Origin of the sequence: Pantoea sp. B566, from assembly GCF_024793925.1 — a bacterium.
Taxonomy (GTDB): domain Bacteria; phylum Pseudomonadota; class Gammaproteobacteria; order Enterobacterales; family Enterobacteriaceae; genus Pantoea; species Pantoea ananatis.
Genome location: NZ_JANUQL010000003.1, coordinates 4,009,948 through 4,034,856, shown reverse-complemented (window position 1 = coordinate 4,034,856; position 24,909 = coordinate 4,009,948). Strand labels below are relative to the sequence as shown.

At 50.8% G+C, this 24,909-nt stretch carries 23 protein-coding genes, 1 tRNA gene and 4 pseudogenes; 15 read left to right on the top strand and 13 right to left on the bottom strand.

Annotated elements, in window-relative coordinates:
- Positions 1 to 6: 6 nt before the first annotated feature.
- The 6 genes and pseudogenes from NYE92_RS20425 to NYE92_RS20400 all read left to right on the top strand — a co-directional run bounded on the left by NYE92_RS20425 (position 7) and on the right by NYE92_RS20400 (position 7,781).
- The gene (locus NYE92_RS20425; protein ID WP_259019399.1) at positions 7 to 4,233 is read left to right on the top strand and encodes an RHS repeat-associated core domain-containing protein; all 4,227 of its coding nucleotides are present in this window, start codon (positions 7 to 9) and stop codon (positions 4,231 to 4,233) included.
- Positions 4,227 to 4,772, top strand: coding sequence for an SMI1/KNR4 family protein (locus NYE92_RS20420; RefSeq protein ID WP_116197507.1), 546 nt, complete (start codon positions 4,227 to 4,229; stop codon positions 4,770 to 4,772). Before NYE92_RS20425 ends, NYE92_RS20420 begins: the two co-directional genes overlap by 7 nt.
- 76 nt (positions 4,773 to 4,848) lie before the next feature.
- Positions 4,849 to 5,025 (top strand): RHS repeat protein, encoded by a 177-nt coding sequence (locus tag NYE92_RS20415; RefSeq protein ID WP_181899110.1) that lies wholly within the window; start codon positions 4,849 to 4,851, stop codon positions 5,023 to 5,025.
- 406 nt (positions 5,026 to 5,431) lie between these two features.
- Entirely contained in the window at positions 5,432 to 5,779 is a 348-nt protein-coding gene (locus tag NYE92_RS20410) for a hypothetical protein (protein ID WP_259019398.1), read from the top strand.
- 438 nt (positions 5,780 to 6,217) lie between these two features.
- Positions 6,218 to 6,569: pseudogene (locus NYE92_RS20405) on the top strand (RHS repeat-associated core domain-containing protein); the annotation flags it as partial.
- Between the two features lie 768 nt (positions 6,570 to 7,337).
- Positions 7,338 to 7,781: a hypothetical protein gene (locus NYE92_RS20400; RefSeq protein WP_259019396.1), complete on the top strand. Its 444-nt coding sequence runs from the start codon at positions 7,338 to 7,340 to the stop codon at positions 7,779 to 7,781.
- 88 nt (positions 7,782 to 7,869) lie between these two features.
- Here NYE92_RS20400 and NYE92_RS20395 read toward each other — a convergent pair whose 3' ends face one another.
- Positions 7,870 to 9,609, bottom strand: a complete 1,740-nt coding sequence (locus tag NYE92_RS20395) for a glycosyltransferase family 39 protein (RefSeq protein WP_064373357.1) — start codon at positions 9,607 to 9,609, stop codon at positions 7,870 to 7,872.
- Between the two features lie 576 nt (positions 9,610 to 10,185).
- Here NYE92_RS20395 and NYE92_RS20390 point away from each other — a divergent pair.
- The gene (locus NYE92_RS20390) at positions 10,186 to 10,734 is read left to right on the top strand and encodes a hypothetical protein (RefSeq protein ID WP_259019395.1); all 549 of its coding nucleotides are present in this window, start codon (positions 10,186 to 10,188) and stop codon (positions 10,732 to 10,734) included.
- A gap of 507 nt (positions 10,735 to 11,241) precedes the next feature.
- Here NYE92_RS20390 and NYE92_RS20385 read toward each other — a convergent pair.
- The 4 genes from NYE92_RS20385 to NYE92_RS20370 form a co-directional block, all read right to left on the bottom strand.
- A protein-coding gene (locus NYE92_RS20385; protein ID WP_152552407.1) for an IS3 family transposase occupies positions 11,242 to 12,353 on the bottom strand; the annotation gives its coding sequence in 2 pieces (ribosomal slippage) (positions 11,242 to 12,092 and positions 12,092 to 12,353; 1,113 coding nt in all).
- A gap of 42 nt (positions 12,354 to 12,395) precedes the next feature.
- Positions 12,396 to 12,542 carry a lipoprotein gene (locus NYE92_RS20380; protein ID WP_155644224.1) on the bottom strand — a complete coding sequence of 49 codons (147 nt, stop codon included), beginning with the start codon at positions 12,540 to 12,542 and terminating at the stop codon, positions 12,396 to 12,398.
- 68 nt (positions 12,543 to 12,610) lie between these two features.
- Positions 12,611 to 12,919, bottom strand: a complete 309-nt coding sequence (locus tag NYE92_RS20375; RefSeq protein WP_064373349.1) for a hypothetical protein — start codon at positions 12,917 to 12,919, stop codon at positions 12,611 to 12,613.
- A 122-nt stretch (positions 12,920 to 13,041) separates the two neighbouring features.
- Positions 13,042 to 13,389, bottom strand: a complete 348-nt coding sequence (locus NYE92_RS20370; RefSeq protein ID WP_155644223.1) for a hypothetical protein — start codon at positions 13,387 to 13,389, stop codon at positions 13,042 to 13,044.
- 153 nt (positions 13,390 to 13,542) lie between these two features.
- Here NYE92_RS20370 and NYE92_RS20365 point away from each other — a divergent pair, with 153 nt between their 5' ends.
- Positions 13,543 to 13,971: a hypothetical protein gene (locus NYE92_RS20365; RefSeq protein WP_064373346.1), complete on the top strand. Its 429-nt coding sequence runs from the start codon at positions 13,543 to 13,545 to the stop codon at positions 13,969 to 13,971.
- 43 nt (positions 13,972 to 14,014) lie between these two features.
- Here NYE92_RS20365 and NYE92_RS20360 read toward each other — a convergent pair whose 3' ends face one another.
- The 3 genes and pseudogenes from NYE92_RS20360 to NYE92_RS20350 all read right to left on the bottom strand — a co-directional run.
- Positions 14,015 to 14,440 carry a hypothetical protein gene (locus tag NYE92_RS20360; RefSeq protein WP_064373344.1) on the bottom strand — a complete coding sequence of 142 codons (426 nt, stop codon included), beginning with the start codon at positions 14,438 to 14,440 and terminating at the stop codon, positions 14,015 to 14,017.
- Between the two features lie 108 nt (positions 14,441 to 14,548).
- Positions 14,549 to 14,839 (bottom strand): annotated as a pseudogene (locus NYE92_RS20355) (phage coat protein); the annotation flags it as partial.
- Positions 14,840 to 14,849: 10 nt separating this feature from the next.
- Positions 14,850 to 15,146, bottom strand: a pseudogene (locus NYE92_RS20350) (hypothetical protein); the annotation flags it as partial.
- Here NYE92_RS20350 and NYE92_RS20345 point away from each other — a divergent pair.
- Positions 15,144 to 15,824, top strand: a pseudogene (locus NYE92_RS20345) (site-specific integrase); the annotation flags it as partial. The pseudogenes NYE92_RS20350 and NYE92_RS20345 sit on opposite strands and share 3 nt — an antisense overlap.
- A 15-nt stretch (positions 15,825 to 15,839) precedes the next feature.
- Here the strand turns inward: NYE92_RS20345 and NYE92_RS20340 are convergent.
- Together NYE92_RS20340 and NYE92_RS20335 are read right to left on the bottom strand one after the other, a co-directional pair.
- Positions 15,840 to 15,916 (bottom strand) — tRNA-Arg (locus NYE92_RS20340).
- 94 nt (positions 15,917 to 16,010) lie between these two features.
- Positions 16,011 to 16,514 (bottom strand): DUF1198 family protein, encoded by a 504-nt coding sequence (locus tag NYE92_RS20335; RefSeq protein WP_014593114.1) that lies wholly within the window; start codon positions 16,512 to 16,514, stop codon positions 16,011 to 16,013.
- 174 nt (positions 16,515 to 16,688) lie between these two features.
- On the opposite strand from NYE92_RS20335, the gene folD reads away from it, so the two are divergent.
- Positions 16,689 to 17,555: a bifunctional methylenetetrahydrofolate dehydrogenase/methenyltetrahydrofolate cyclohydrolase FolD gene (gene folD, locus NYE92_RS20330; protein ID WP_014593113.1), complete on the top strand. Its 867-nt coding sequence runs from the start codon at positions 16,689 to 16,691 to the stop codon at positions 17,553 to 17,555.
- Positions 17,555 to 17,767, top strand: a complete 213-nt coding sequence (gene ybcJ, locus NYE92_RS20325; RefSeq protein ID WP_013024949.1) for a ribosome-associated protein YbcJ — start codon at positions 17,555 to 17,557, stop codon at positions 17,765 to 17,767. Before folD ends, ybcJ begins: the two co-directional genes overlap by 1 nt.
- 28 nt (positions 17,768 to 17,795) lie before the next feature.
- On the opposite strand, the gene NYE92_RS20320 is transcribed toward ybcJ, so the two are convergent.
- Together NYE92_RS20320 and cysS are read right to left on the bottom strand one after the other, a co-directional pair.
- Positions 17,796 to 18,902 carry an AAA family ATPase gene (locus NYE92_RS20320; RefSeq protein ID WP_259019394.1) on the bottom strand — a complete coding sequence of 369 codons (1,107 nt, stop codon included), beginning with the start codon at positions 18,900 to 18,902 and terminating at the stop codon, positions 17,796 to 17,798.
- A gap of 42 nt (positions 18,903 to 18,944) precedes the next feature.
- The gene (gene cysS / locus NYE92_RS20315; protein WP_014593111.1) at positions 18,945 to 20,330 is read right to left on the bottom strand and encodes a cysteine--tRNA ligase; all 1,386 of its coding nucleotides are present in this window, start codon (positions 20,328 to 20,330) and stop codon (positions 18,945 to 18,947) included.
- Positions 20,331 to 20,544: 214 nt separating this feature from the next.
- Here cysS and ppiB point away from each other — a divergent pair, with 214 nt between their 5' ends.
- Complete coding sequence (ppiB, locus tag NYE92_RS20310) at positions 20,545 to 21,039, top strand: peptidylprolyl isomerase B (RefSeq protein WP_014593110.1); 495 nt, start codon at positions 20,545 to 20,547, stop codon at positions 21,037 to 21,039.
- Positions 21,039 to 21,755, top strand: a complete 717-nt coding sequence (gene lpxH, locus NYE92_RS20305; RefSeq protein ID WP_014593109.1) for a UDP-2,3-diacylglucosamine diphosphatase — start codon at positions 21,039 to 21,041, stop codon at positions 21,753 to 21,755. The genes ppiB and lpxH overlap by 1 nt, the downstream gene beginning before the upstream one ends.
- Here lpxH and NYE92_RS20300 read toward each other — a convergent pair.
- Positions 21,731 to 23,053, bottom strand: coding sequence for a DUF2254 domain-containing protein (locus NYE92_RS20300; RefSeq protein ID WP_259019393.1), 1,323 nt, complete (start codon positions 23,051 to 23,053; stop codon positions 21,731 to 21,733). The genes lpxH and NYE92_RS20300 overlap by 25 nt on opposite strands.
- 267 nt (positions 23,054 to 23,320) lie before the next feature.
- Here NYE92_RS20300 and purE point away from each other — a divergent pair, with 267 nt between their 5' ends.
- Both purE and purK read left to right on the top strand, forming a co-directional pair.
- Positions 23,321 to 23,830: a 5-(carboxyamino)imidazole ribonucleotide mutase gene (gene purE, locus NYE92_RS20295; protein ID WP_014593107.1), complete on the top strand. Its 510-nt coding sequence runs from the start codon at positions 23,321 to 23,323 to the stop codon at positions 23,828 to 23,830.
- Positions 23,827 to 24,891, top strand: a complete 1,065-nt coding sequence (gene purK, locus NYE92_RS20290) for a 5-(carboxyamino)imidazole ribonucleotide synthase (RefSeq protein WP_259019392.1) — start codon at positions 23,827 to 23,829, stop codon at positions 24,889 to 24,891. The genes purE and purK overlap by 4 nt, the downstream gene beginning before the upstream one ends.
- The last annotated feature ends 18 nt before the right edge of the window (positions 24,892 to 24,909 follow it).

The following is a 24,909-nucleotide window of genomic DNA, read 5'->3' as shown; positions in this document are numbered from 1 at the left end:
ATTATCATGTTTGAAGCTGCACGCCTCGGCGATGATATCGGTCACTCTCATGCCCTGGCGGGCATGATTGCAGGCACTATCGTCGGTGGACTGATCGCTGCGGCGGGCGGTATTGCTGCGGGTGCATTGATGATTGCCGGGATAGGCGCCTCCTGCCTTGGCGTGGGCGTATTGCTGGTTGGACTCAGTATCGGCGTGGGTTACCTTACTGGCGAACTGGCCACCGCCGCGCGAGACGGAATAGCGGATGCTGGGGCGGCCAGCATGACCCCAAAGGGCAAGATTACCACCGGTTCGCCCAACGTCTTTATTAACAGTAAACCCGCCGCCATGGCCACCAACAGCATAGTGGCCTGCAAGGACGATGGTCCGCAGCAGATGGCGGAAGGCTCCTCCCGGGTGTATATCAACGGCCTGCCTGCATCACGCATCGACGATCGCACCACCTGCGATGCCAAAGTGATGACGGGCTCTGACAACGTCTATATCGGCGGCGAGCCTGAACAAACGCTGCCTATCCAACCTGAAGTGCCCGAATGGGTTTATAAAGCCTCCGATCTTACCCTGCTGTTTGCCGGACTGGCCGGTGGCGTGGGCGGTGCGGCTGGCAAGGTCGGCGCGCTGGGTAAATTACTGAGCAAGATTCCCGGCATCAATAAAATCGCCCGGGTGGCCTGCCGTGCTGGTGCCTTGATGACAGGTGTGGCGGCTGCAGGTATTCTTGCCCGTCCCGTTGATATCGTAAGCGGCCAGAAGTTTCTTAGCGGCGATGATGAACTGGATTTTGTGCTGCCCTCCCGGCTGCCGCTACGCTGGCAGCGCTACTGGCGCAGCGGTAATCCCGGCGACAGCGTATTAGGACGTGGCTGGAACCTGTTCTGGGAAACACGGCTGGAACGTTACCAGGATGGGCTGGTCTGGCGTGCGCCCTCCGGCGACTACGTCTCTTTTCCTCTGGTGCCCAAAGGCCAGCGTACCTACTGCGAAGCGGAGAAACGCTGGCTGGAACATCATCGGGACGACAGTTGGTCATTGTATGACATCAGCGGTGAGCGCTGGCATTTTATGCCCCTGCGCAATGACGCCCCTTCTCTTCCCCTCTGCCTGACCGAGCCCTGCGGCAATGAGATTCAGTTCGACTGGAACCCCGATCACACATTGGCTGCGCTGACAGACAGTGCCGGTCAGCGCGTAACCTGCCGCTATGCGAATAACCGGCTCGCAGGTGCCTGGCTGGATGACGATATTTGTATGGTCAGTTACGCTTACGATGATATCGGCCAACTCGTTACGGTAACGGGCCGGGGCGGTAGCGTGCGCCGACGCTTCCAGTGGCGCGATGGCCTGATGGTGGCCCATGAAGATATGAATGGCCTGCTAAGTGAGTATCGCTGGCAGGAGATCGATGGCCTCCCAAGAGTGGTAGCCTTCCGTCACAGCGGCGGCGAGCAGCTGGATTTTGAGTACGATTTTGATAATGGCATCCGACGCGCGCGACGTGATGACGGCGTTGAAGCTCACTGGCTCATTGACGATGACGATCATGTCGCCCGCTTCACCGACTTCGACGGCCGCCAGACCATGCTGGTTTACCGCGCAGGCGAGTTGTGCGATGTGATTATGCCCGGCGGTGCCATGCGCTGCAGCAACTGGGACCGCTATGGTCGCATGACGCAGGAGATCGATCCGGTCGGACGTCGAACCACTTATCACTGGTTCCGCATGACTGACCGTGTGATCCGTACGGACTATCCCGATCTGAGCGCGACTCAGGCGGCTTACGATCTTAATGTTCGCCTGCTGACTGAAACCGATGCGCTCAATAACGTCACCACCTATCACTACCCTGATGACACAGAACTGCTGCCAGACAGCATCACCGATGCAACGGGCGGCGTGGTGAAGCTGGAATGGAACCGACAAGGGCTGCTGACGCAGCGCACCGACTGCTCTGGCAGCGTAACGACGTTTAGCTACGACCGATTTGGCCAGCTTGTTCGCAGCGTGGATGCTGAAGGTCATGTCACCCAGCGCGAGTGGAATGACAAGGGACAACTCTGCGCCATTATCCATCCAGACGGCAGCCGGGAAACCCTGCACTGGAACACCCAGGGGCAGCTCAGTGCGTGGCGCGATCCGCTGGAAACCGAAGTCCGCTGGACCTATAACGCACTCGGATTACCGGTGAGCCTGACGGACCGCATTGGTCGCACGCGTCGCTGGCATTACGATGCCCGCGGTAATCTGCTGCGGCTGGAAAACGGCAACGGCGGTGACTATCGCTTTACCTGCGATCCGCTCGGCCGTCCATTGAGTGAGATCCGGCCCGATAAGACCTCACGCAATATGGAATGGAATGCTCGTGGCTTTCTCATTGGTTTACAGGAAAATGGCCAGCCCGCTAATGACGGTGGCATAGCCCGACGCTGGCAGCGCTTTAGCTACGACGACAGCGGCTTGATTACCCAGCGCACAACGCAGCATGCAGAATACCACTACCGGCGTCATCGTAGCGGTCAACTTGCCAGCCTGGTTCGCACGCCGACCAGTGACGGAATGGCGCTTGGTATCGAAGACGATGAAATCGCCTTTACCTATGACGTCGCAGGTCAGCTGTTAACAGAAGCCGGTATAAACGGGAAACTGGATTACGAATGGGATGCACTGGGCAACCTCACCCATCTGACCCTGCCGGGTGAACAGCAACTTGCCTGGCTGCACTACGGTTCGGGTCACGTCAGCGCGATTCGCTTTAATCAGCAACTGGTCAGTGAATTTACCCGCGACCGCCTGCACCGGGAAATTCGTCGCAGTCAGGGCGCGCGTGAGCAGGCGCGTCAGTACGACAGCCTTGGCAGGCGTACGATGCAGCGCAGTGAATTGCATAGCGAGGTGGTGCTACCGGAAAAAGCCATTCTGGAACGCGCTTTCCGCTATTCGGCGCGCAGTGAACTGGAGTCTGTCAGTGATACGCTGCGCGGCGACATTATCTATGGTTACGATGATGAAGGCCGCCTGCTGAAGCACTACGAAGCCAGACAGGGCCACAGCACCTCGCATTTTACTTACGATAATGCGGACAACCTGGCCGCCAACGACGATGCACTGCACGCGTTGCCGGTTACCGACAATCGAGTGCATCACTGGCAGAACCTGTTTATGAAGTACGATGACTGGGGCAACCTGGTCAGTCGACGCAGCGGCCTGCATGAGCAGCATTTTACCTATGACGCCGAAAACCGGCTCATCAGCGCCAAAGGCAATGGCCCGGACGGCGGGTTTACCGCGCATTATCATTATGATGCGCTGGGCAGGCGCACCTGCAAAGTGGTCAGCACCCAGCACGATCGTAAAGAAGTCCGTTTTCTGTGGCAGGGCTATCGCCTGTTACAGGAGCAACAGGATAATGGCCAGTGCCAGACCTATGTGTACGATCCCAACGAGGCCTGGAGCCCGCTGGCGCGCATCGACCATATGGCAGCAGGCGGCCGGGGCGATGTGCTGTGGTTTAACACCGATATTAACGGGGCACCGCTAGAGGTGACCGATGAACGGGGCAATATCCGCTGGAGCGGTCAGTACGGCAGCTTTGGCGAGGTACGCCGACAGACGGAGGGCTTTACCCGGCTGGCAAAACAGTCTGCCCTGCCCCATCAGCCGCTGCGCTATGCGGGCCAGTATGCGGACAGCGAAACCGGTCTACACTACAATCTGTTCCGCTATTACGACCCGCAGGTGGGACGGTTCACGGTTCAGGATCCGATAGGGCTGGAAGGCGGCTGGAACCTTTATCAGTATGCACCGAACCCGCTGAGTTGGATGGATCCGTTGGGGTTGAGTGGTATTCGATTACCAAGAACCAATGGTCATTGGGACGGTATACCTGGGGAAAGTAACTGGTATTCCTATAACGACAAGGTCAATGCAGTGACGTCGAACCAACCTATACCTTTCAGTAATGGTCGACCGGATTTTTCTACATGGTCAAAAGGTACTATTACATTTGAAAAAGGAGTTCTTAATGGAACAGATAAAGATTTTTCAAAAGTTTACAGTGCTATTGCTGAACAAAAAGGGATAACACAAAAAGAAGCTCAGAATTTGTTGAGAGAAAAGATGCTAACCCCACATCATCTTGATTCGACAAAAATAATACTCGTCCCTAGAGATCTCCATGGTAATGTGCCTCATATAGGCTCAGCATCAGATATGAGAAGAGGTAAATCATGTTAAAAAAAATCGAAAGCTTTGGCGCTAAACCTGTTTTCTTGAAAAAGGAACTACTAATACAGAGTTTAGATTTTCTGGAAAAAGAGGTAGGTAAATTGCCTCAGAGTTATCGTGACTTTCTATTACATTTCGGAACATCTGTTCTTTTTGATGTGAATGTTTTTTTTAAAGCAGAGCAGCCTTCCCCTTGGGCAGATAACAACGGATATGACTCTTTAGAATCTTTATATGGTCTTAATAAATTCAAAAAAGAGTATACCGTTTTCGAAACAACTGAAATGTATAAAGAGGATTTTAAAAATCAATGGTTGCCCATCGGTGCATCATCTGGTGATAATCAAATTATTTTATGTCTCATGGATGATATGTATGGAGAAGTTTGGTTTTGGGATCACAATCAAGACCCTCTTTTTAATAAAAAAGGTTCTTTTTCTGGCTTAACCAGAATTGCAAATTCTTTTGAGGATTTTGTTGCGATTCTTGAATCATTTGAAGATGAGAATGACACATCAGGAGTTCTTAAAGTAGATCTCGATTTTTAAATAATTTAAATATATAAACAATATAAGAATTCATTCTGTCAAAAATGAACTACGACAACTGACTGGTAGAAGATTTGTGAACAACTCATCAGCTATTTCACTGCTCATAAACTCAGTGAACAACGGCTCCAGTTTACACTATAACCTGTTCTGTTATTACGAACCAAAGGTGGAGCGCTTTATGGTTTCTGGCCGGACAAGAATGGAGGGCGGCTGGAACCTGTATCAGTATGCACCTAACCCACTGAGTTGAGTGGATCCTCTGGGCTTGCATCACGACCTGATAATGGCTTATATCACATATTCCATGATCACCAAGTTAACTCAGCGAATAGATATTCAATTGACAGTGTTCAGTTCTGGCAAGCGAATAAGGATTTGATATCTCGAATGGATATATATCCTGAGTTCAGAAAAGATCTTATTCAGTGATATATTGGGCTTACGGAGTGGTAAAAAAATGGAAATATGTCAAACAGTCCTCCTGGATTGACTTGGCACCATCATGAAGAAGTTAACAGCCTGACCTTTGTTGACATAAATGACCATGCTATCAATCATGGATTGTATCATCCCACCGGTAAAGGTGGAAGAGATATTTGGGGAGGCGGAAAAGATGGAAGAAAAGGTAAACTCAACGGCCTAACAGGAGAAAAAACATGCAACTAGAGAAACGTAAAGAATATACTCTATCTGAAATAATCTCATTTTTTAAAAGTGGAGATAACTCTCTGGGTCAGGATTTTTGCTTGTACAGTAAGGATCCAGATGATGAATTATCTCATGATCAATCATGCTACATTGACGATTATCCTAGTGGTGATGATGATGGGAATGATATTTCCCCAGATTTTATTCAAAAAAATAATCTTGAATTAATTTATTACGGAGAACAATTCATTGATGTAATTACAAATATTAATCACCAAGTTACAAACCCAGATATTAGTTTAATTATTAAAGCTTTGAATTACTTTATGGATAATGACGGCTTCCTCAAAGTTTAATTTTCAGGACCAACACTTTATAGAAAGAATTGTTGGGCCAAATAAACTCACCCATAGTATCTATCATCAGAACAGGTATCATAACTGCGTTCATGCCCGTGCATCAGACCGTTAATAAACTATATACACACCATGAACAATCAGCAAGTTAACTATCAAAATGGTGAAAGTGGGGTGTTGATTATAATTTAATTGTCATCGATACATTAGGTGTAAAAGGTGACATTATTAATATAAAAAAACAGAGAAAAATAGAACGAGATAATTCATCAAAAAATAAAAACGACACCGTGCTCGAGATAAATCAAGCTGGCACTTACCATGAAATGTTATTTTCAGTTGATATTTTGACTTTCAAAAACTGCACTACATATTTAGAAGAAGAGGATGTCTTCGTAAAATCATACATGAAAAAAATTTATTAAATAACGCCCACTTAAGAACTATGTGTACGATCCCAACGAGGCCTGAGGCCCGCTGGCGCGCGTTGATCATATGTCAGAGGGCAGCCGGGCCGATATGCTGTGGTTAAACACCAATATTTACGGTGCGCCGACAGACGGAGGGCTTTACCCGGCTGGCAAAACAGTCTGCCCTGCCCCATCAGCCCCTGCGCTATGCGGGCCAGTATGCGGACAGCGAAACCAGTCTACACTACAATCTGTTCCGTTATTACGATCCCCAGGTGGGACGGTTTACGGTTCAGGATCCGATAGGGCTGGAAGGCATCTGGAACCTGTATCAGTATGCACCTAACCCTCTGAGCTGGGTGGATCCGCTGGGGTTGAGTGTTAATAAAATCAATATATACAAAGATGCTGCTTATCATGGCGCCTCAGATAACATCGTAAAAAGTAGAGCACCCATCAACGGCTAGTCAGCTTTGGACAATTCTATTCAGGTAACCAACGTCTCTAAGAAGCATCAGGACTGATGTAAAAGACAATAAGATTTTTTTAATCGATTAAACGCAGTTTTTATCTGATTTAGGCGATAAATATCTGGCCACATAGATGAGTGGGATGCTTTAGATAAAAAAATAATCCACGTTTAAAATCCGGTAAAACGACGAGAATAGCCATTTAATGAATGTCACAGCAGTATTTTCTATGTCTTTATTAACAGTATGTACTTTTTTACCCGCCAGCCCTATGATTTGGCTGTGTCACCTGGACACGGTGGAGGTCGATATGAGAAATTTCGGTTTCGTCGTTCTTGGTCTGGTGGGTTTCTCTGCATTCAGCGTTGCGTTTTGCACACTTTGTTTAACCACTGCCGGTGTGTTGCATTAATCGCGTCTGAATTCCTCGACATGGCCCTTTGTGGCCATTTTTTTTCACTGCATCAAACGTAACTTCTGCTATTTTCTTTCTCCGCTTCATAAAAACGTCATACTGCACAGCCCGACTTTGCAGGGCACTACGCAGCGGCAGTGAAGCAGTAAAACCAATACTGTTTTTTTCCGGCCGAAAGCGCCTGATTATACTCGCAACCTTTGCCGCACGAGTTCCTTCTGCTAACGTTGTTATGATAACGACACTTTCGGACAAGGTAAGCTATGAATCAGTATGACAATCTCTGGAATGCTATTGAGACGCGCGTCAAGCAGAACAACGATGCCACGACGCTGGATATGGGCAATTCCGAAAATTTTTTTGTGAATCAAATCAGGCAACGGACAGCACAGATTTTCATTCTTGAAATCATTCTGGACAAGCATCGCAAACAATTTGGTACGCGCTATTTTCCCTTGTCGGGAGATGAAGCGCTTTATCATCTGATCTTCACGCGTACAAACTGGTTACCTGCGCAAATCAGAACGCTTTCGCTTTCCGATGCCCTGTTTGTTATTGCTGAGCTGTTTCGTGACGGTAATCTTCAGGAGGGCGTAAAAAACTTTCTTGGCACCCAGGGGCTGCGCAATGTCTCCTATTCTGTAGATGAGTTCTCTGACAGAGACTGGGCGCCAAAAGAAAATGAAGTTCATCTGTCGCTTCCCTGAGTGCAGATTTTACTGAAATAGCCGATGTAACGAATCGTCACTCGCCTGCAAAATGACCTCAGGCGAGTTAAGCATGAAAAATACTGGCTTATCTGTTCAGTCGATAAAGTTGGTAATTCTCTTCGTTATCCGCAGGCCGCTCCCCTTGCCAGACCAACGTCCCGTCGACAAACTCCTCAGGATGCCTTTTATCATGTTGCAGGAATAGCCAGTTACAGCGGTAGGCACCTCTGTGCTTCCCTTCTCGCAGCGTTACCAGCCCATCGTAATATTCCAGTAAAGCCCGTTGTGGTTCACCAAGATGCCGGCTCGCGACACATTCATCCCTTGGCAACCATGCCCGCAGCGGGAGAAAAACATCAGAATAACGCTTGGTGTAATCCAGATACGGCATGCCCAGCGTCATGGCCAACACCCAGCACAGCGTGATGCAACTGGTAAAAATTGATAAGGGACTTTCCCGGCAGGTGCGATTCAAAAACACCAGCCCACTCAGCAATAAAGTAGCCAGTAATGCTGCTGCAAACATCACTGATGAAATCTGAGGCGTAAATCCGGGCGCACCCTGTGCCACCCATTTATTCCACAGTGGCGCAGGCCAGCCGGTCATCAGGATGATGCCCGCTCCCCACATCACCGTTGGAAGCAGGCAGAATAAGCCGAGTGCCCATGGCCGCAACTTTATCGTCCAGAGGGTTTTCTGCTGACAGGTACCTGCTGCCAGTATGGCCAACGGCAGAAGCAGCGGCATGGCGTAAAGCTCCCGCGCGTCAGATGCACTCGACAGAGTGACAAAACCGGCTAAAAAAAACGTTACCAGTACCATTGCGGATGCGCTGATGCCGGTTTTCCAACTGCGCCAGAGCCACCACGCAGCCATCGGCAATGCAGGAAAGGCATACCAGGGAAGCAGTTTAAAGTAAAAGAAGTGTTTCGCTTTAGGCCCGAGCTTAGCGGTACCGTCAAAACGGCCAAAATTATTGACCAGTAGCCAGGTTGAAAACAGCTTTTCAGAACGCATCCAGAGCGCATACAGCCACGGCACTACCAGCGGGCAAAAGACCAGAAACGCGATAGCACAAAACACGATATAGCGTCTGCTACGAAACGCTGTATTCATCAAGGGTAACGTCAGCGCTGTCAGTCCCAATATGCCCGGGCCGAGAAGCCCTTTAGAGAGAAACATCACCGCTGCGCCAATACCCAGTATCGCGCCACCCAGCACATGGCGGCGAATCCCCAAAATGAAACCATAAATGCCAGTGGCACCGCCTGCCAGCAAGGCGATATCGGTAATCATTTGGTGTGCCCGGACAGGAAAGCCCAAACAGGCAAACAGGATAAGTACGGCCCAGCGGCCTGCGCCCTTGCCGAACAACTCTCTGGCCGAAAGCGCAATGGCATAGCATGCAAGCACGATAAAAAACCCGGTTGCCATACGCGCGGCATCGGGCTCGCCTAACAACGGACTGAAGAGGCGGAGAAAAAAAGAGGCCACAATAAAATACAGTGGCGGCTTCTCCATAAAGGGTTCGCCTGCCAGGGTAGGTACGACCCAGTCGCCAGTCTGGGCAATATGACGGATTAGCCCGAACGTATAGGCTTCATCCGGTTTCCACGGTTCATGTCCAAACAGCCCCGGTAGTAACCAGCAGATAAAGACAAGCACGCACAATACGAGTGAGATTTGCTGGGGAGCAGGTAAAAAGGGCATGGTCGCGTAAGCGTGAGTGTTGCTTTTACTGGCGAACTTTCGAAGTAAAAAGCGTTCCGGACCTGTTGCCCGCGTAACTGGAAAGACGCTTTGGTAATTTTTTGTATTCACCATTTACTGGCCTGCCCTGCCTGTTTTTTACGTTAATGGGTTGGTTTAAACTTAACCTTGTCGATGCTGACTCAGTCGTCATGTCCATGCGAAAGCTATCTTTTAAATACCCGCTAACCCGATTCATTTCAGATATAACGTATACAGTTAATGCAATGACCTTTTCAATTTTGCTTATACATGGGTGAACTCACCACGAAAAGGGAAGCATTAGCGCTTACTGATATTGCATAAGATAAAGAATTCGAAGTAAACGAGGAATAAACATTCTGTGCTTTAGGCAGAGGTTTAAGATAAGAATGATGTGGGGCTGTTTGTTGAGAAAAAAATTTATGTTGAGCAAAAAACCTGCATCTGTAACACCTCCGCCAAATGAATTTGTTCAAAAAACATCAAAAAGAGGGGGCTTACTCCTCTGTTTCAGTCTCAATACCCTGGCATCCACAAACACCAGTCACATTTTACGAACGTTCTAACGCATTAATAAAGCAAAATAAAGTGTGCTTTTTTGAGGTTAGCGCTTGTCATCTTGATGTAAAATAATCAGATAAGTAATATTAATAAAAAGGACTTAGTCTCATGGTTCCAAAACAGTATGGCGTTGCATTACTCGTATCGTCTTTTATTCTGGGTGGTGCTGTATTTTGTGCCGCGATGGTTAATAAAGGACTCATTTTTGAAGAAAAACATATCATTACGACCGCAGTCGGCAGCGTAAATCTCGGCGAAGTTTATAGCGAAAGACGTGGGATGGATATTACCTTAGCACCTGCATCTGATAATGCCCCGAAAGAAATCAACCTCACTAACCTGGATCCAAAAAATTTCTCAGACGATATTCATAATGCTTTAACTAACATCGCAAATAGAGTTAACGAGCAGCAAGGTCTTTCCGGAGATAAGGCAATGAAAGCGGGTACGCTGTCCTCTAACTTACCCTTTAAGTTGCATGTAACGACATACATTCAGTACAGATCTGAGCATATACCCAATTACACACTGATCATCGATGAAAAAGATTTTCTTATCGACAAAGAAATATTTGAAAGACGAATCAACACTGAAGCAGAAAAAATGGTAAAAGAAAGCGCTTCCGCTTTTTCTGCTAACAGTTTTATTAAAAAATAAAAATTATATTTCCCGTGAAATTCTCAAACCAAAGAGTAAAAACTGGAGTATTAACAAACCAGTTTTTACTCTTTTTTTACATCTTATTAGTATCATCATTGGCTTTTTTTCAGTTTGATCTTTATATGTTTTTTAATATACATAAAAAAGTAGCACAGTTTTTGTCATAATCTCTTAGGCGCAGCGCCTTAAGACAGCTCCAATAAGAAAAACTCTGGCATAATTCTCCCCGTCACAGGATTCAGTTTAAAACTGACCACAAACGTTGCTTCGTGAAACCCTTCAGCCTTAATCCAATAAGCTTATCAGCAGGTCATTCCGAAGATGTGGATAACGAATGCGTTTTTAATACCGTTTAGCCTATTCCTTGTAAGATTTCTCGTCATGCAAGCTCCTTTTGAAATGAGTAGCGTGAGGTGTAGCCCATTGATTTAGCTGTAGCGAAATTTACAGTAAAGGTTAGCGCGTGCCCCAACAACAGCAGAGGTTAATGTAAGCACACCCGTTTTAGTTCCACGCACTTTTTGAGGTTTCCGGTTTTTCGGCCATCAGCCGGTACTCCTCCGGCGTCAGGTTATTCAGGGATTCATGAGGCCGCTCGCTGTTGTATTCCATCAGCCAGCGACTTGTGATTTCCCGAGCTTCATTCAGCGTTCTGAACAGGTAAAAATCCAGGATTTCTGTTCGGTACGTCCGGTTAAACCGTTCGATAAAGGCGTTCTGCGTTGGTTTTCCCGGCTTGATAAATTCCAGCATCACTCTATGCTCTTCAGCCCACTGTGCCAGCGTCAGTGAGACCAGTTCTGGTCCGTTGTCCATCCGCAGTTTCAGTGGATAACCCCGGTTTGCCACGATTCTGTCCAGCACCCTGACCACCCGCTGTGCCGGGATATTCAGATCGATTTCTATGGCGAGGGCCTCGCGGTTAAAGTCATCAACCACATTAAAGGTCCGGAAGCGTCTGCCGCAGACCAGCGCATCATGCATAAAATCGATGGACCAGCTCTGGTTAAGCGCTTCCGGCGTAGCCAGTCGCGCCGGGTTACGTGCGGGTAAACGCTGTTTTCCCTTGCGACGAAAATTCAGTTTCAGCAGGCAGTAAATCCGGTGAACGCGTTTATGGTTCCAGGTGTTACCCTGCCTGCGCAGCAGCTGGAACAGCTTTTTGAAGCCGTATCGCGGGTAGCGCTCTGCCAGCTCAGTCAGCACCTGGATCACCGGTTCATCACGCCGGGTATCGGGCTGGTAAAAACAGACCGTCCTGCTCAGCGATAACGTCCTGCAGGCCTGGCGAATGCTCATGGTAAATTGCGCAGTCAGGTAACCGACGAGCTCACGCTTTATCGCTGGTTTTAAAGCTTTTTTTCGATGACTTCTTTAAGTGCCCGGCATTCAAGGCTGAGATCAGCAAACATCTGTTTGAGGCGACGGTTTTCATCCTCCAGGTCTTTCATCTTTTTTATATCAGAGGCTTCCATACCGCCAAACTTCGCTTTCCAGTTGTAATAGCTGGCTTCAGAGATACCGGCTTCACGGCAGACATCCTTAACGGTACGTCCGGCTTCGACGGACTTCAGAACGGCAATGATCTGGTGTTCGGTGAATCGGGCTTTACGCATGGTGATCTCCTCACAGGACATAATCAGTATGTCGGAAGATCTCTAAAAGTGAATGGTCCGGTTTACCGGGATGTTTACAGTCACACCCTTCTGCACATTAGCCAGTTTTGACTCATCGAAGTTAGTGCCGGTGTAAACGCAGCCGGCAAGCAATGTCGCAGCCACTGCGCCTAAAATCAGTTTCTTCATATCCCTATCCCCATAAGTAACAATGGGCAAATCGTAGCGGGGATGGTGCGCAATGGGAAGCAATACAACTATTTGATAGCCGCAGCCTCTTTGACGTTCCTTTCATGCTCATTACGTAAGAAGGTTACCACACCAATTCTTGGATTGACGTCTTTAGTGCAGGTTTTGAGATTACTTGATATGTTTTCAAGCTCTCCCCCTCTAATGGTGTTGATGTCACGATCTAGAAGTGACATGACGCTGTTAGAAGCATCCTCTTGGCAATTCACCATCTGCTTTAGAAACATTCCTTCCTTTAGTTGCAGACCAGACATAGTTAGCGGTATGCCAAAAATCATGCTCACTGCGACTAGGACTAATTTTGCTTTGCTGACCATTATTCACTCCTTTCCAAGATTGAGACCGATGTCGATATCGTCAAAAAAGAAATGAACTTCATAGTTATTACAATCATTTACGGTATTGCAAAGGGTATAACCAAGAACCCCGCCGGAGCGGGCTAAGAGTTCTTGCGCGATTCTGTGATAAACGTGACGATTTGTGAGGATATACTCTCGCGGACTTTTGTTGTTGTCTGATCCCTGATTTTTGAAATGGCTTCTTGTTGTTGAACATTTAAACCAGACCACTGCGCTTTGTCAGGGCCAATTGAGTCATGGTACTGAGAGAGTTCAGCGCTACATCTATCAAAAGCTTCATCAGAGATGATGCTGGCTGATTTGGTTGTTTTGACCTGGCTTTCTGCATATTGAGTCACGCATCCGCTTAAATCTTGTGCAGCACTCTCTAAATCAGCATGCGCCACGGAACACACTATCAAGCCCATTGCAGCTATAACTAATTTCACATTCATATCTCCAGTGATATCAGTGGGATAAATCCTAGCATGGAGTGGCCGCAAGTTGGTGCAAACCATAATCACTGATCATCTGTCAAAGTTGCAATGCATGCTAATGTCAAAGAAAATCGCTCAGTTACATACTTTCACCAAGGCCAAAATATGTTTGGATTTTTCAAAAATAAAGAAATCGCGACACTGGAAGCTAAGATAACAGAGCTAAAGCAACAAGCTGCACACATGCATAAAATCAAACGAGAAGTAGAAGACAATGCATTTAATGATCTCTACTGGCTGGCAAACCAAAACGGAATAACGGCAGCAGAAGCAGCGCGCACAGAGCGCGGCTTTGAGATTCTTTCTTTAGTGGTTTTAAACCGGCAATATGCTCTTTATCTAAACGAAAGCGCCATTCAGGCTAATTCAGAACTAAATGACCTTAAAGGTAAACCAAGAACAACGATGACTAACGAGGACTGGTTGCACAACATTGTCATGCCTGTCGGATCAGAAATCGTGAGGGATGAAGTGGATCGCCTTATGCCAACCTTAGTCAAAGAAGTTGACCAGAAGTTATCTAATGCTGATTAAAGCAAAAAGCCCCCTGAGTGGGCCTTGGCTATACGGGCGAGAATCAACGGACATCATCCCAAGTGAGATTTTCAGCAACCTTGCGAAAAGTACCTGGGCTCGGAACTCTGAAACGATACCAATTCGTCGCAAAAACAGCTTTTTGCTCATCAGCCAATGTATAGCCAGAGCGCAGCATACCTTGAAAGCCAGGCTCTTCTGTGTCTTGATTTACAACAATCACACTCATTGGTGGAAGCTTGTTATACAAACTGTAAAGCGATACCAGCGCTAAAGCCTCCCTTAAACCGCGCCTGTCTCGACGCCCATAACCCATTAGCTCAGCCAGTTCCCCATATGTAATAAATGTTTCATCTCGTCTATTAGCATGAATGTATCCCGATAAGATGAACCAAATCATGTGGGCTTGTTCATAGCGCAGTGTATCACCAGGAGTGAATTCTTTTAATACTGGAATTGCTTTATCCATTGCATCAACCGCTCTAGTTTGCTCCATTATTCGTGCAAATTAGAGCGGTTAAGTTATGTGTTCAATAGATAATGAACTCCAAAATTATGCATTTGACGGCTTCTCTCGAGCCCGTCGAGTCGCCATCAGGTCATTCAGAAGAGTGAACTCGGTGTTCGGTTCAAATTGCGCCAGGACCGTCTGGTCATAAGCGCGATACAGGCGTCGAATACCATCAACTGCATTCACGGCGTCGAGTGCTGGTGCGTCTTCTGCGTCACCTCGCCACTGAGTGCGAGCCAGGAAATCAGCGGCAGCCTGTGCACTGGCGTTACGTGCAGCGGTCAACTGCTTAAACTGCGCAGAGTTGTGCGCAAGATTGCCGGTCTCGGTCGCCTTTTTGGTGGAGAATACAAACATTCGGTGCTCCTTACTTAATGACAACGCGCAGGAGGTCACCTGCTGTCGCGATGGTGTATGGAAGGTCTTCTTCCATGTAAGCTCGGACAGACTCGTCGGTTGCAACAGCTTTCACTCGACCATTGGCGATTGATAGCGGCTTGCCTTTTGTGTAGGTGCCGGTTGCAGCTGGCACGTTGAAGAACACACCCGGAGTTGGATGCATCGCAACAACCCTGTCGCCAGCTGCGATGGTGTCATCGACAGTTTTGCAGCGCAGGTAGTCATAGTTGGCGACATACAGGATCGCCTGCTCATTACCCGTAACGAATGGGGATGGATAAAGACAGCGCCGGTCATTAAGACCAAGAAGCTCGTAAGCAAAAGAATTCGCTGGCTGACCAGAGAGGAAGCAAACAGGCTCATCGACTGTATGCCAGACACCATCAGACCAGTGGTTGTGTTTGCGCTGTCCACCGGGCTGCGCCGTTCAAACATTTTGGATCTGGAATGGACTCAGGTTGATATGTAAAGGAAGGTAGCATGGATAAATCCGGAGAACGCCAAAGCGGGCAAGGCTATTGGCGTGGCGTTGAATGATACCGCATGCCGGGTGCTGAAGGAGCAGATAGGAAATCATTCACGATGGGTTTTCGTTCACACCAAAGAGGCAACCAGGCCAGACGGCACCAAAACGCCATCAGTCCGGAAAATGCGCTGTGATGATAACACGGCGTGGCGGATAGGACTCAAGCGGGCAGGCATTGAGGATTTCCGTTTTCATGACTTACGGCATACCTGGGCAAGCTGGCTTATTCAGGCAGGTGTTCCACTTTCTGCATTACAGGAAATGGGCGGATGGGAAAGCATAGAAATGGTACGCAGGTATGCACACCTGGCACCTAACCACCTGACCGAACATGCGCGCAAAATTGACTCACTTTTGGGTGATAACGACACAAATACGACACAAGGAGGAAATCAGGTAGGATTGAAGCTTGCTTAACTCATTGAAATATATTGGCGCGCCCTACAGGATTCGAACCTGTGACCTACGGCTTAGAAGGCCGGTGCTCTATCCAGCTGAGCTAAGGGCGCGGAGAGGTTGGGTCGAATTATACGGTTGAACGCTGTTACGTCAACGTTTTTGCCGCTGAGGCGCGGCGAGTGCCCAGGTAATAACCAATTTGCGCTAATGACGGTCGCGCCAGGCGCTGAGCGAGACCAGATTGCTTGCTTCTGTCGTTTCCCCTTCCAGCTCAACGCCCTGCTGAGTGACGCGCGCGTTGTATTGCTCGCGAAGCGCATTCAGCTCCTGGCTGTCGGGCTCTAACTGGCGCAAAAAGCCCAGTGCCAGCAACAGTTGCTGTCGGGTAAGCGTGGCAGAGAAACCGGCTCGGGTTAGCACGCTGTGCCAGCGCCAGGTATTTTCATCGCTGCCATCCACAATCAGCACCTGCCAAATCAGCAAAACCGCCGCGCCGTTGTTTAAGTGCGCTTCGTTATCACCCGCGATGTAATCAGTAAACTCTTTCGCCGCCTCTTTACCCATCTGCGACAACATCGATTCAATATGAACCGGCGGCAGTTGCAGGCGCTTGCTGAGTGCCTGTGCGGCATGGCGTGAACCGGCGGTCAGCAACTGAAATCCTACAACAAATACAACAGCCAGAGTGGCAAGCATTAACCAAATCATCACGTCATCCAGTAAGGTCCCTGTCTGGCATCATAAGCGTTAACCCACACTTTCGTCACGGCGAAATGTCGTAAACCAACCTGCTGCAAGAATCTCTACCTGACAGCCGGACGTGCTTCTGACAAAATAGGCGCCATTCCCGACTTAAACTCAACACAGTGGATTTACGCTCTGATGGCAGCAAAAATTATTGACGGTAAAACGATTGCGCAGCAGGTACGGCTTGAGGTTGCAGAAAAAGTGAAGCAACGTCTGGCAGCCGGTAAACGTGCTCCGGGTCTGGCAGTCGTTCTGGTGGGTGAAAACCCTGCATCGCAGATCTACGTCGGCAGTAAGCGTCGTGCCTGTGAAGAAGTGGGCTTTATCTCCCGCTCTTACGATCTGCCCGCCACCACCAGCGAAGCCGAGTTGCTGCAGCTGATCGATAAACTTAACAGCGACAACGAGATTGACGGCATTCTGGTGCAGCTGCCGCTCCCGGCAGGCATTGATAACGTCAAAATCCTGGAGCGCATTACGCCCGATAAAGACGTAGACGGCTTCCATCCCTATAACGTCGGTCGCCTGTGCCAGCGCGCACCAAAGCTGCGCCCTTGTACACCACGCGGCATCGTCACGCTGCTGGAGCGCTATAACATTGATGCCTACGGCCTGAATGCTGTCGTGGTGGGCGCCTCAAACATTGTGGGGCGTCCAATGAGCATGGAGCTGCTGTTAGCGGGCTGCACCACGACCGTAACGCACCGCTTTACTCGCGATCTGCGCCATCACGTTGAGCACGCCGATCTGCTGATCGTCGCGGTAGGCAAACCCAACTTTATTCCAGGTGACTGGATTAAGCCGGGCGCTATTGTTATCGACGTCGGGATTAACCGTCTGGAAAGCGGCAAAGTCGTCGGTGATGTGGATTTTGATGCTGCCGCTGAGCGTGCCGCTTATATCACGCCCGTTCCCGGCGGCGTTGGGCCGATGACGGTCGCAACCTTAATCGAAAATACCTTACAGGCATGTGAAGAGTTTCACGATGGAGAGCAGGCATAATGGCGACGTTTTCTTTAGGTAAATTCCCACACGTTGATCTCTGCGATTTGCTGAAACTGGAAGGTTGGGTGGAAAGCGGCGCGCAGGCCAAAGTCGTGATTAGTGAAGGTGAAGTGCGGGTGGATGGGGAAGTTGAAACCCGTAAGCGCTGCAAAATCGTTCAGGGGCAAACGGTGGAGTTTGCCGGACAGCGCATCACTGTCGTTGCCTGATCGTCAGGTGCCCTGTCCCCGGGGCACCTTAAATCCTTTCTTCCCCAACTATCCGCGTTTCCCCGTCAATCTGCTCCAGCTCAATGTGATTCACTTCTGCATGCTGCGCGATCAGTGCGGCCAGCTTCGGTGAGTGACTGGTGATCCACAGCTGACTAAACTGGCTGGCTTCAGCAATCAGCGCCGCCAGCGCCGGGAGCAAATCCTCATGCAGGCTGTTCTCGGGTTCGTTGAGCGCCATAAAGGCAGGCGGGCGGGGGCTGAGCAGTGCAACCACGAGGCACAGAAAGCGCAGCGTCCCGTCAGAGAACTCGGCGCTTTCCAGCGGGCGCATAATGCCCTGTCGCCGCATCAGCATCTGGAAACGGCCGTTCTGGACATCCACCTGAAATTCGGTATCAGGGAAGGCTTTCGCTGTCACCTTGTAGAGCAGCTCATGATGACCCCGCTCGACAATGGTTGCCCATGCCGCCGCGAGGTTAGCACCATCGTGCGCCAGAATGGGGGCGCGCACGCCAATCTGCGGCGCACGAATCGGTGATCCGGGCCAGACGGCAAACTCGTGATAGAAGCGCCACTGGCGCAGACGTTCACGCATCTGAGAAAGTTCGGGATAGCGGTGCGGCTCACCGAGCTGACCAAACAGTGACTCCTCCGGATGCAATAAGGCGGGATAGCTTACGCGCTCCCCTTCTACATTATGCAAAAAGGCGGTCTGGTTCGTGCGCTGCATGATGCAGGAAGAGGGACGCCGCTGCTGACCACTCAGCCAGATACGTTCTTCTTTGACCAGCGGATCGAGGTTAAACAGGCTGGTCTCAAGCTTCTGAGGAAACCCCACCGCAAGCTCAAAATCCATGTCGTCCATCAGGACCGAGAGGATGAGTCGGCTGGCATCCTGACGACGAGCGCTGCGATGCAGTTCCCCTGCCCACATGACTTTTTGGATACCGCCCTCTTCTGCCAGCGCTAACGCCAGGCGACCATTCGCGGCCTCGTGCAGCAGGCGCACGGCCTTATACAGGTTGGATTTACCACAGCCATTAGGCCCGCTTACCACGTTTAGTTGCTGAAGCGGCAGGGTCAGATCGCGTACCGAGCGGAAACCGCGAAGGTGAATCTGTTTTATCGTCATAGACAAAAAAGGGCGATGACTCGCCCTCTCCTGTGTTGCCCGTTATTTACGTCGCCAGCTGGAGCCCTGAGGGCCATCTTCGACAATCACGCCAAGCGCGTTCAGCTTGTCGCGGGCTACATCAGCCTGCGCCCAGTCTTTTGCCGCGCGTGCGTCGGCACGGGCTTTCACCCAGCGTTCGATTTCTGCCACTTCTTCATCGTTGCCCTGCGCACTGCTTTGCAGAAACACTTCTGGCTCCTGCTGCAGAATGCCCAGCACGTTGGCAATTTCACGTAGCTTTGCCGCCAGCGCATTGGCTGCCGTCATGTCTTCGCCTTTGAGACGGTTCACTTCACGCGCCATGTCGAACAGCACGGAATAGGCTTCCGGAGTGTTAAAATCATCGTCCATCGCCTCGCGGAAACGGGCCTCGAAGGCTTCACCGCCGTGGGCAACCGCGTTGCGATCGGTATGTCGCAGCGCGGTATAAAGACGTTCCAGCGCCGCACGTGCCTGGTTCAGGTTATCTTCGCCATAGTTAAGCTGGCTACGATAGTGGCCGGACATCAGGAAATAGCGCACGGTTTCGGCATCATAATGCTGCAGTACGTCGCGCACGGTGAAAAAGTTATTCAGCGACTTCGACATCTTCTCACGATCGATCATCACCATGCCTGAATGCATCCAGTAGTTCACATAGGGACCATCATGGGCGCAGGTAGACTGGGCGATTTCATTTTCATGATGTGGGAACATCAGGTCAGATCCGCCGCCGTGGATGTCGAAATGCGCGCCAAGCTGTTTGCAGTTCATGGCTGAACACTCAATATGCCAGCCTGGGCGCCCCTGGCCCCACGGTGAAGGCCATGAGGGTTCGTCCGCTTTAGACATCTTCCACAGCACGAAATCCATGGGATTACGCTTCACATCCGCCACTTCAACGCGGGCGCCGGCCTGAAGCTGGTCCAGATCCTGACGCGACAGCGCACCGTAATCCACATCGCTCAGCACATCAAACATGACATCGCCGTTTTCCGCCACATAGGCATGACCGCGGGCAATCAGCTTTTCCACCAGCTCGACGATTTCCGGAATATGGCGCGTGGCGCGCGGTTCCCGATCTGGCGGCAAAATGCCCAGCGCATCAAAATCGCTGTGCATCTCGGCAATCATGCGATTGGTCAGGGTTTCGATGCTCTCGCCGTTCTCGTTGGCACGCTTGATAATTTTGTCGTCGATATCGGTAATATTGCGCACGTAATTTACGTCAAAACCGACGTAACGCAGATAGCGCGATACCACATCAAACGCCACAAACGTGCGCCCGTGCCCAATGTGACAGAGGTCATACACCGTGATGCCGCAGACATACATGCCGATTTTGCCAGCATGAATAGGGGTAAATTCCTCTTTTTGTCGACTCAGGGTGTTATAAATCTTCAGCATTGGGGTTTCCGTAGTAAGCGTGCGTAACGCACCGTTTTAAGTATCCTGATATTGTGCCGTATTTTTATCTGTCACGCGATGCAAAGCAAGCCAACTGCGCAGCCTGGCTGACGTATTATCGGAAATTATGATATAAGAACGTTCGAGAAAAAGGCGTGTGCACCCTAACCGCGCACCCTATGCTACTGACGACAACCTTTACAGGACGAAAAAAATGGTAACTTTCCAGACTAACCATGGCGATATCGTGATCAAGACCTTCGATGACAAAGCGCCCGCAACCGTAAAGAACTTCCTGGATTACTGCCGTGAAGGTTTCTACGACAACACCATTTTTCACCGTGTGATTAACGGCTTTATGATTCAGGGTGGCGGTTTTGAACCCGGCATGAAGCAGAAAGCCACCAAAGAAGAGATCCGTAACGAAGCCAACAACGGTCTGAAAAACACCAAAGGTACGCTGGCGATGGCGCGGACTTCTGCCCCGCACTCTGCGACCGCACAGTTTTTCATTAACGTGGCTGACAATGACTTCCTGAACTTCCGTGACGAAAGCCTGCAGGGCTGGGGTTACTGTGTGTTTGCAGAAGTGGTTGAAGGTATGGATGTGGTTGAGAAAATCAAAGCCGTTTCAACCGGCCGCAGCGGTATGCATCAGGACGTGCCGAAAGACGACGTTGTCATCCAGAAAGTGACCGTCAGCGAGTAATGCCGCGCACGTTGTTTATCGCAGATCTTCATCTGTGTCAGGAAGAACCGGCGATCACCGCCGGTTTTCTGCATTTTCTACAGCGTGAAGCCCCACACTGCGACGCGCTCTATATTCTCGGCGATCTGTTTGAAGCCTGGATAGGCGATGACGATCCCAATCCTCTGCATCAACAGGTTGCTGATGCCCTGCGAGCCGTGCCTGTTCCGGTGTACTTTATTCATGGCAATCGCGATTTCTTAATCGGTCAACGTTTCGCCCGCGCCAGCGGCATGACGCTGTTGCCTGAAGCGCGCGTGCTGACGCTTTACGGCCATCGAGTGCTGATTATGCACGGCGATACGCTGTGTACCGACGATGTGGGTTACCTGCAGTTCCGCGCTAAAGTCCACAACCCCTGGATTCAACGTCTGTTCCTGGCGTTGCCGCTGTTTATTCGCAAACGCATCGCAGAACGTATGCGCGCCAACAGTAAACAGGCCAATCAGCATAAGTCGCTGGAGATTATGGATGTGAATCAACAGGCCGTGATCGATGCCCTGCTTCAGCATAAGGCGCCACTGCTGATTCATGGGCACACGCACCGTCCCGCGATACACGATCTGTCGCTGAATGGCGTAAACGCTCAGCGTGCCGTATTAGGGGCCTGGCACAGTCGGGGATCCATGATTCAACTCGATGCCAGCGGCATTCAGCTGATCGATTTCGACTTCTGACAGGGCGAATCGCTTAGCTTCTCATCCAGGAAGGGATGGGGATAGTCTGCACCAAATTGTTCACGCCATGTGCGCTCAATTCGTGCTCTGTCCGTCTGGATGATCGCTTCCCGCGCCAGGTATGCCATGGCTTCATGCGCATGACGCAACGCTGCAGCCTGGTACGCATCCGGCCAGGCGACAGACAACATGCCCAGCGCCTTAAGTAACCGTAACTGCACTTCTTTTATCGCCGCGCCGTCTCGCGCGACAGGTGAGAAAAAATCATCGAATAATGCGTCTACTGACAAGGGCGCGACGTGAATGGCGGGATAGATCACCGTTGGCGCCGCACATTCGCGTGCAAAGCAGGAGAGTATTCTGACGGCTCGCCCGATCACATCGATGGCGGTGCCAGGGTCATTAGTCGCAGGCGACAGCGCACGCGAGGCGATTTCTGCCATCACACACAGGCAAAAACGTGGATCCTGGGCGAAAGTGCGAGACGCGGCTATTGTCAGGGCAGACAACATCAGTTTGCGTTGCTCCGCAGGCAGGGCGTGGGTGACATACATGACCGGGCGGGCGGGATGAACAAAAAATCCGGGTTGCGCGACCAGGTAAACATGTACAGGACTGTCTGTCATCGCCTTATGTAGCCTGTCCATATCAATATGCTGAACATAGCCAATAGCGTCCGAATAAACAGCAAACGTGCCCGCAGGTTGACGATCGCTTTCCCGCCAGGGCTTGGCGCCGAAACAAGGGGATTGAGCACGCGCGCTAAAAACATCAAGCGCCATGCGTTCCACACGTGAGGTCGTTTCATCTACGCTGCCAAGCGAGGTGAGATGGTGAATCCAGCGCAGAAGCGTCACCAGAATTAATGCAATGACCACCAGCGTGACCGCAAACAGGATCACTCGCCCCTGTTCACCATAAGCCCCCATATTCAGTGCGATGATGCCGACCAGACTAAACAGGAAAGAGCCAATAAAGGTCGCGAGAACATTTTGTGTTGTACTGTCTTCAACGACCAGTTTCGTGGCGCGCGGCGTAACATGGGTAGTTGCTGAACCAAACGCCGTTACCATCGTACTCAAGGAAAACGTGGTGACCGCCAGCATGCTGGACGCCAGAATATTCAGGATATTGTCCACTGCGTCAGCACCCACCTTTACCGAAACCGAGGGGGGAATTGCAGATTTAAAGACAATGGAGGCCAGGGCGCTGACAACCGCAGCAAGGGCAAATAAAGTTGCCCTGAACCACAGTTTTCTGCCTGCTTGTCTGAAAATCAGTTGCCAGCGTGAAATCATCCTGTTCCTCTTTCTGTCAGTTAACGTCATCCCTTACCAACCGGGTGCAGCGCGGCTCATCATGTCAGTCACCTTGCAACTCTGTTAACTAAAGTTCAGCGTTTCTTGCGCGTCAACGTCAGAGAACAGAATGTCGATAAAACCCTGCCAGCGCGACGTGTAATCCCGACGCAACCGTTTTCCTTGCGCCCTTCTCATGCTATTCTCTTTGCCCTTCAAAACCTGTCCGCCTGGTCAGGTATGTTTTCATTCACAGGAGTTGACCGCATGTCGTCGAATGCCGCCCCGGCCCGCATCGCTGTTGTTATGGGTTCCAAAAGTGACTGGTCCACCATGCAGTTCGCTGCGGAAATCCTCTCCAGCCTGGACGTGCCCTTCCATGTGGAAGTGGTCTCAGCGCACCGTACCCCGGACAAGCTGTTTAGCTTTGCCGAAACGGCTGCAGATAACGGCTTTCAGGTCATCATTGCCGGTGCCGGTGGCGCGGCGCACCTGCCTGGCATGCTGGCGGCAAAAACCCTGCTGCCGGTGCTGGGCGTGCCGGTGCAGAGCGCAGCGCTGAGCGGCGTTGACAGCCTCTACTCTATTGTGCAAATGCCGCGCGGTATTCCGGTCGGCACGCTGGCAATCGGTAAAGCCGGTGCCGCCAATGCGGCACTGCTGGCCGCGCAGATTCTGGCGATTCACGACAGCGCGCTGTCATCTCGTCTGGCCGCCTGGCGTCAGGCACAGACCGATGAGGTGCTGGATAATCCGGATCCGCGGGAGGACGCATGAAGCCGGTTTGCGTACTGGGTAACGGTCAGCTTGGCCGCATGTTGCGCCAGGCGGGCGAGCCGATGGGCATTGCCGTTCATCCCGTGGGGCTGGATGCCGATCCCGCCGCCCTGCCTATCGCCGAAAGCGTGATTACGGCCGAAATCGAGCGTTGGCCCGAAACCGCTCTGACGCGCGAGCTGGCGAATCATCCGGCCTTTGTGAACCGCGATATTTTTCCGCGTCTGGCCGATCGCCTGACGCAAAAGCAACTGCTGGACGAGCTTAATCTGGCGACTGCGCCCTGGCAGTTGCTGGCGGATAAAAGCGAGTGGCCTGCGGTTTTCTCTCGGCTGGGTGAACTGGCGATTGTTAAACGCCGCACCGGGGGTTACGACGGTCGCGGTCAGTGGCGTTTACGGGCCAGAGAAACGGCCACGTTACCCGACGACTGCTATGGCGAGTGCATCGTCGAACAGGGCATTCACTTTTCAGGTGAAGTGTCGCTGGTCGGCGCGCGCGGCCACGACGGCAGCACCGTGTTTTATCCCCTGACACATAATCTGCACGAAGAAGGCATTCTGCGGACCAGCGTCGCTTTTCCCCAGGCAGATGTGGAACAGCAGCAGCAGGCCGAAGGAATGCTGGGCGCGATCCTTCACGCGCTTGACTACGTTGGCGTGATGGCGATGGAATGTTTTGTGACGCCTCAGGGTCTGTTGATTAATGAGCTGGCGCCGCGGGTGCATAACAGTGGACACTGGACGCAGAACGGCGCCTCGATTAGCCAGTTCGAACTGCATCTGCGCGCGATTTTGGGGCTGGCGTTGCCCCAGCCGGTCGTCATTGCGCCCTCGGTCATGATCAACCTGATTGGCACCGATGTGAACCCAGACTGGCTACAGCAGCCGCTTGTCCATCTGCACTGGTATGACAAAGCGGTTCGGCAAGGTCGCAAGGTGGGCCATCTGAACCTGACCGACAGCGATCAGCCCCGACTCAAAGCTGCACTGCATGCGCTGTTGCCCCTGCTGCCGGCTGAATATGCCAGTGGTATTCGCTGGGCCACAGACAAGCTTTAAGACGGACTGACGCCGTGC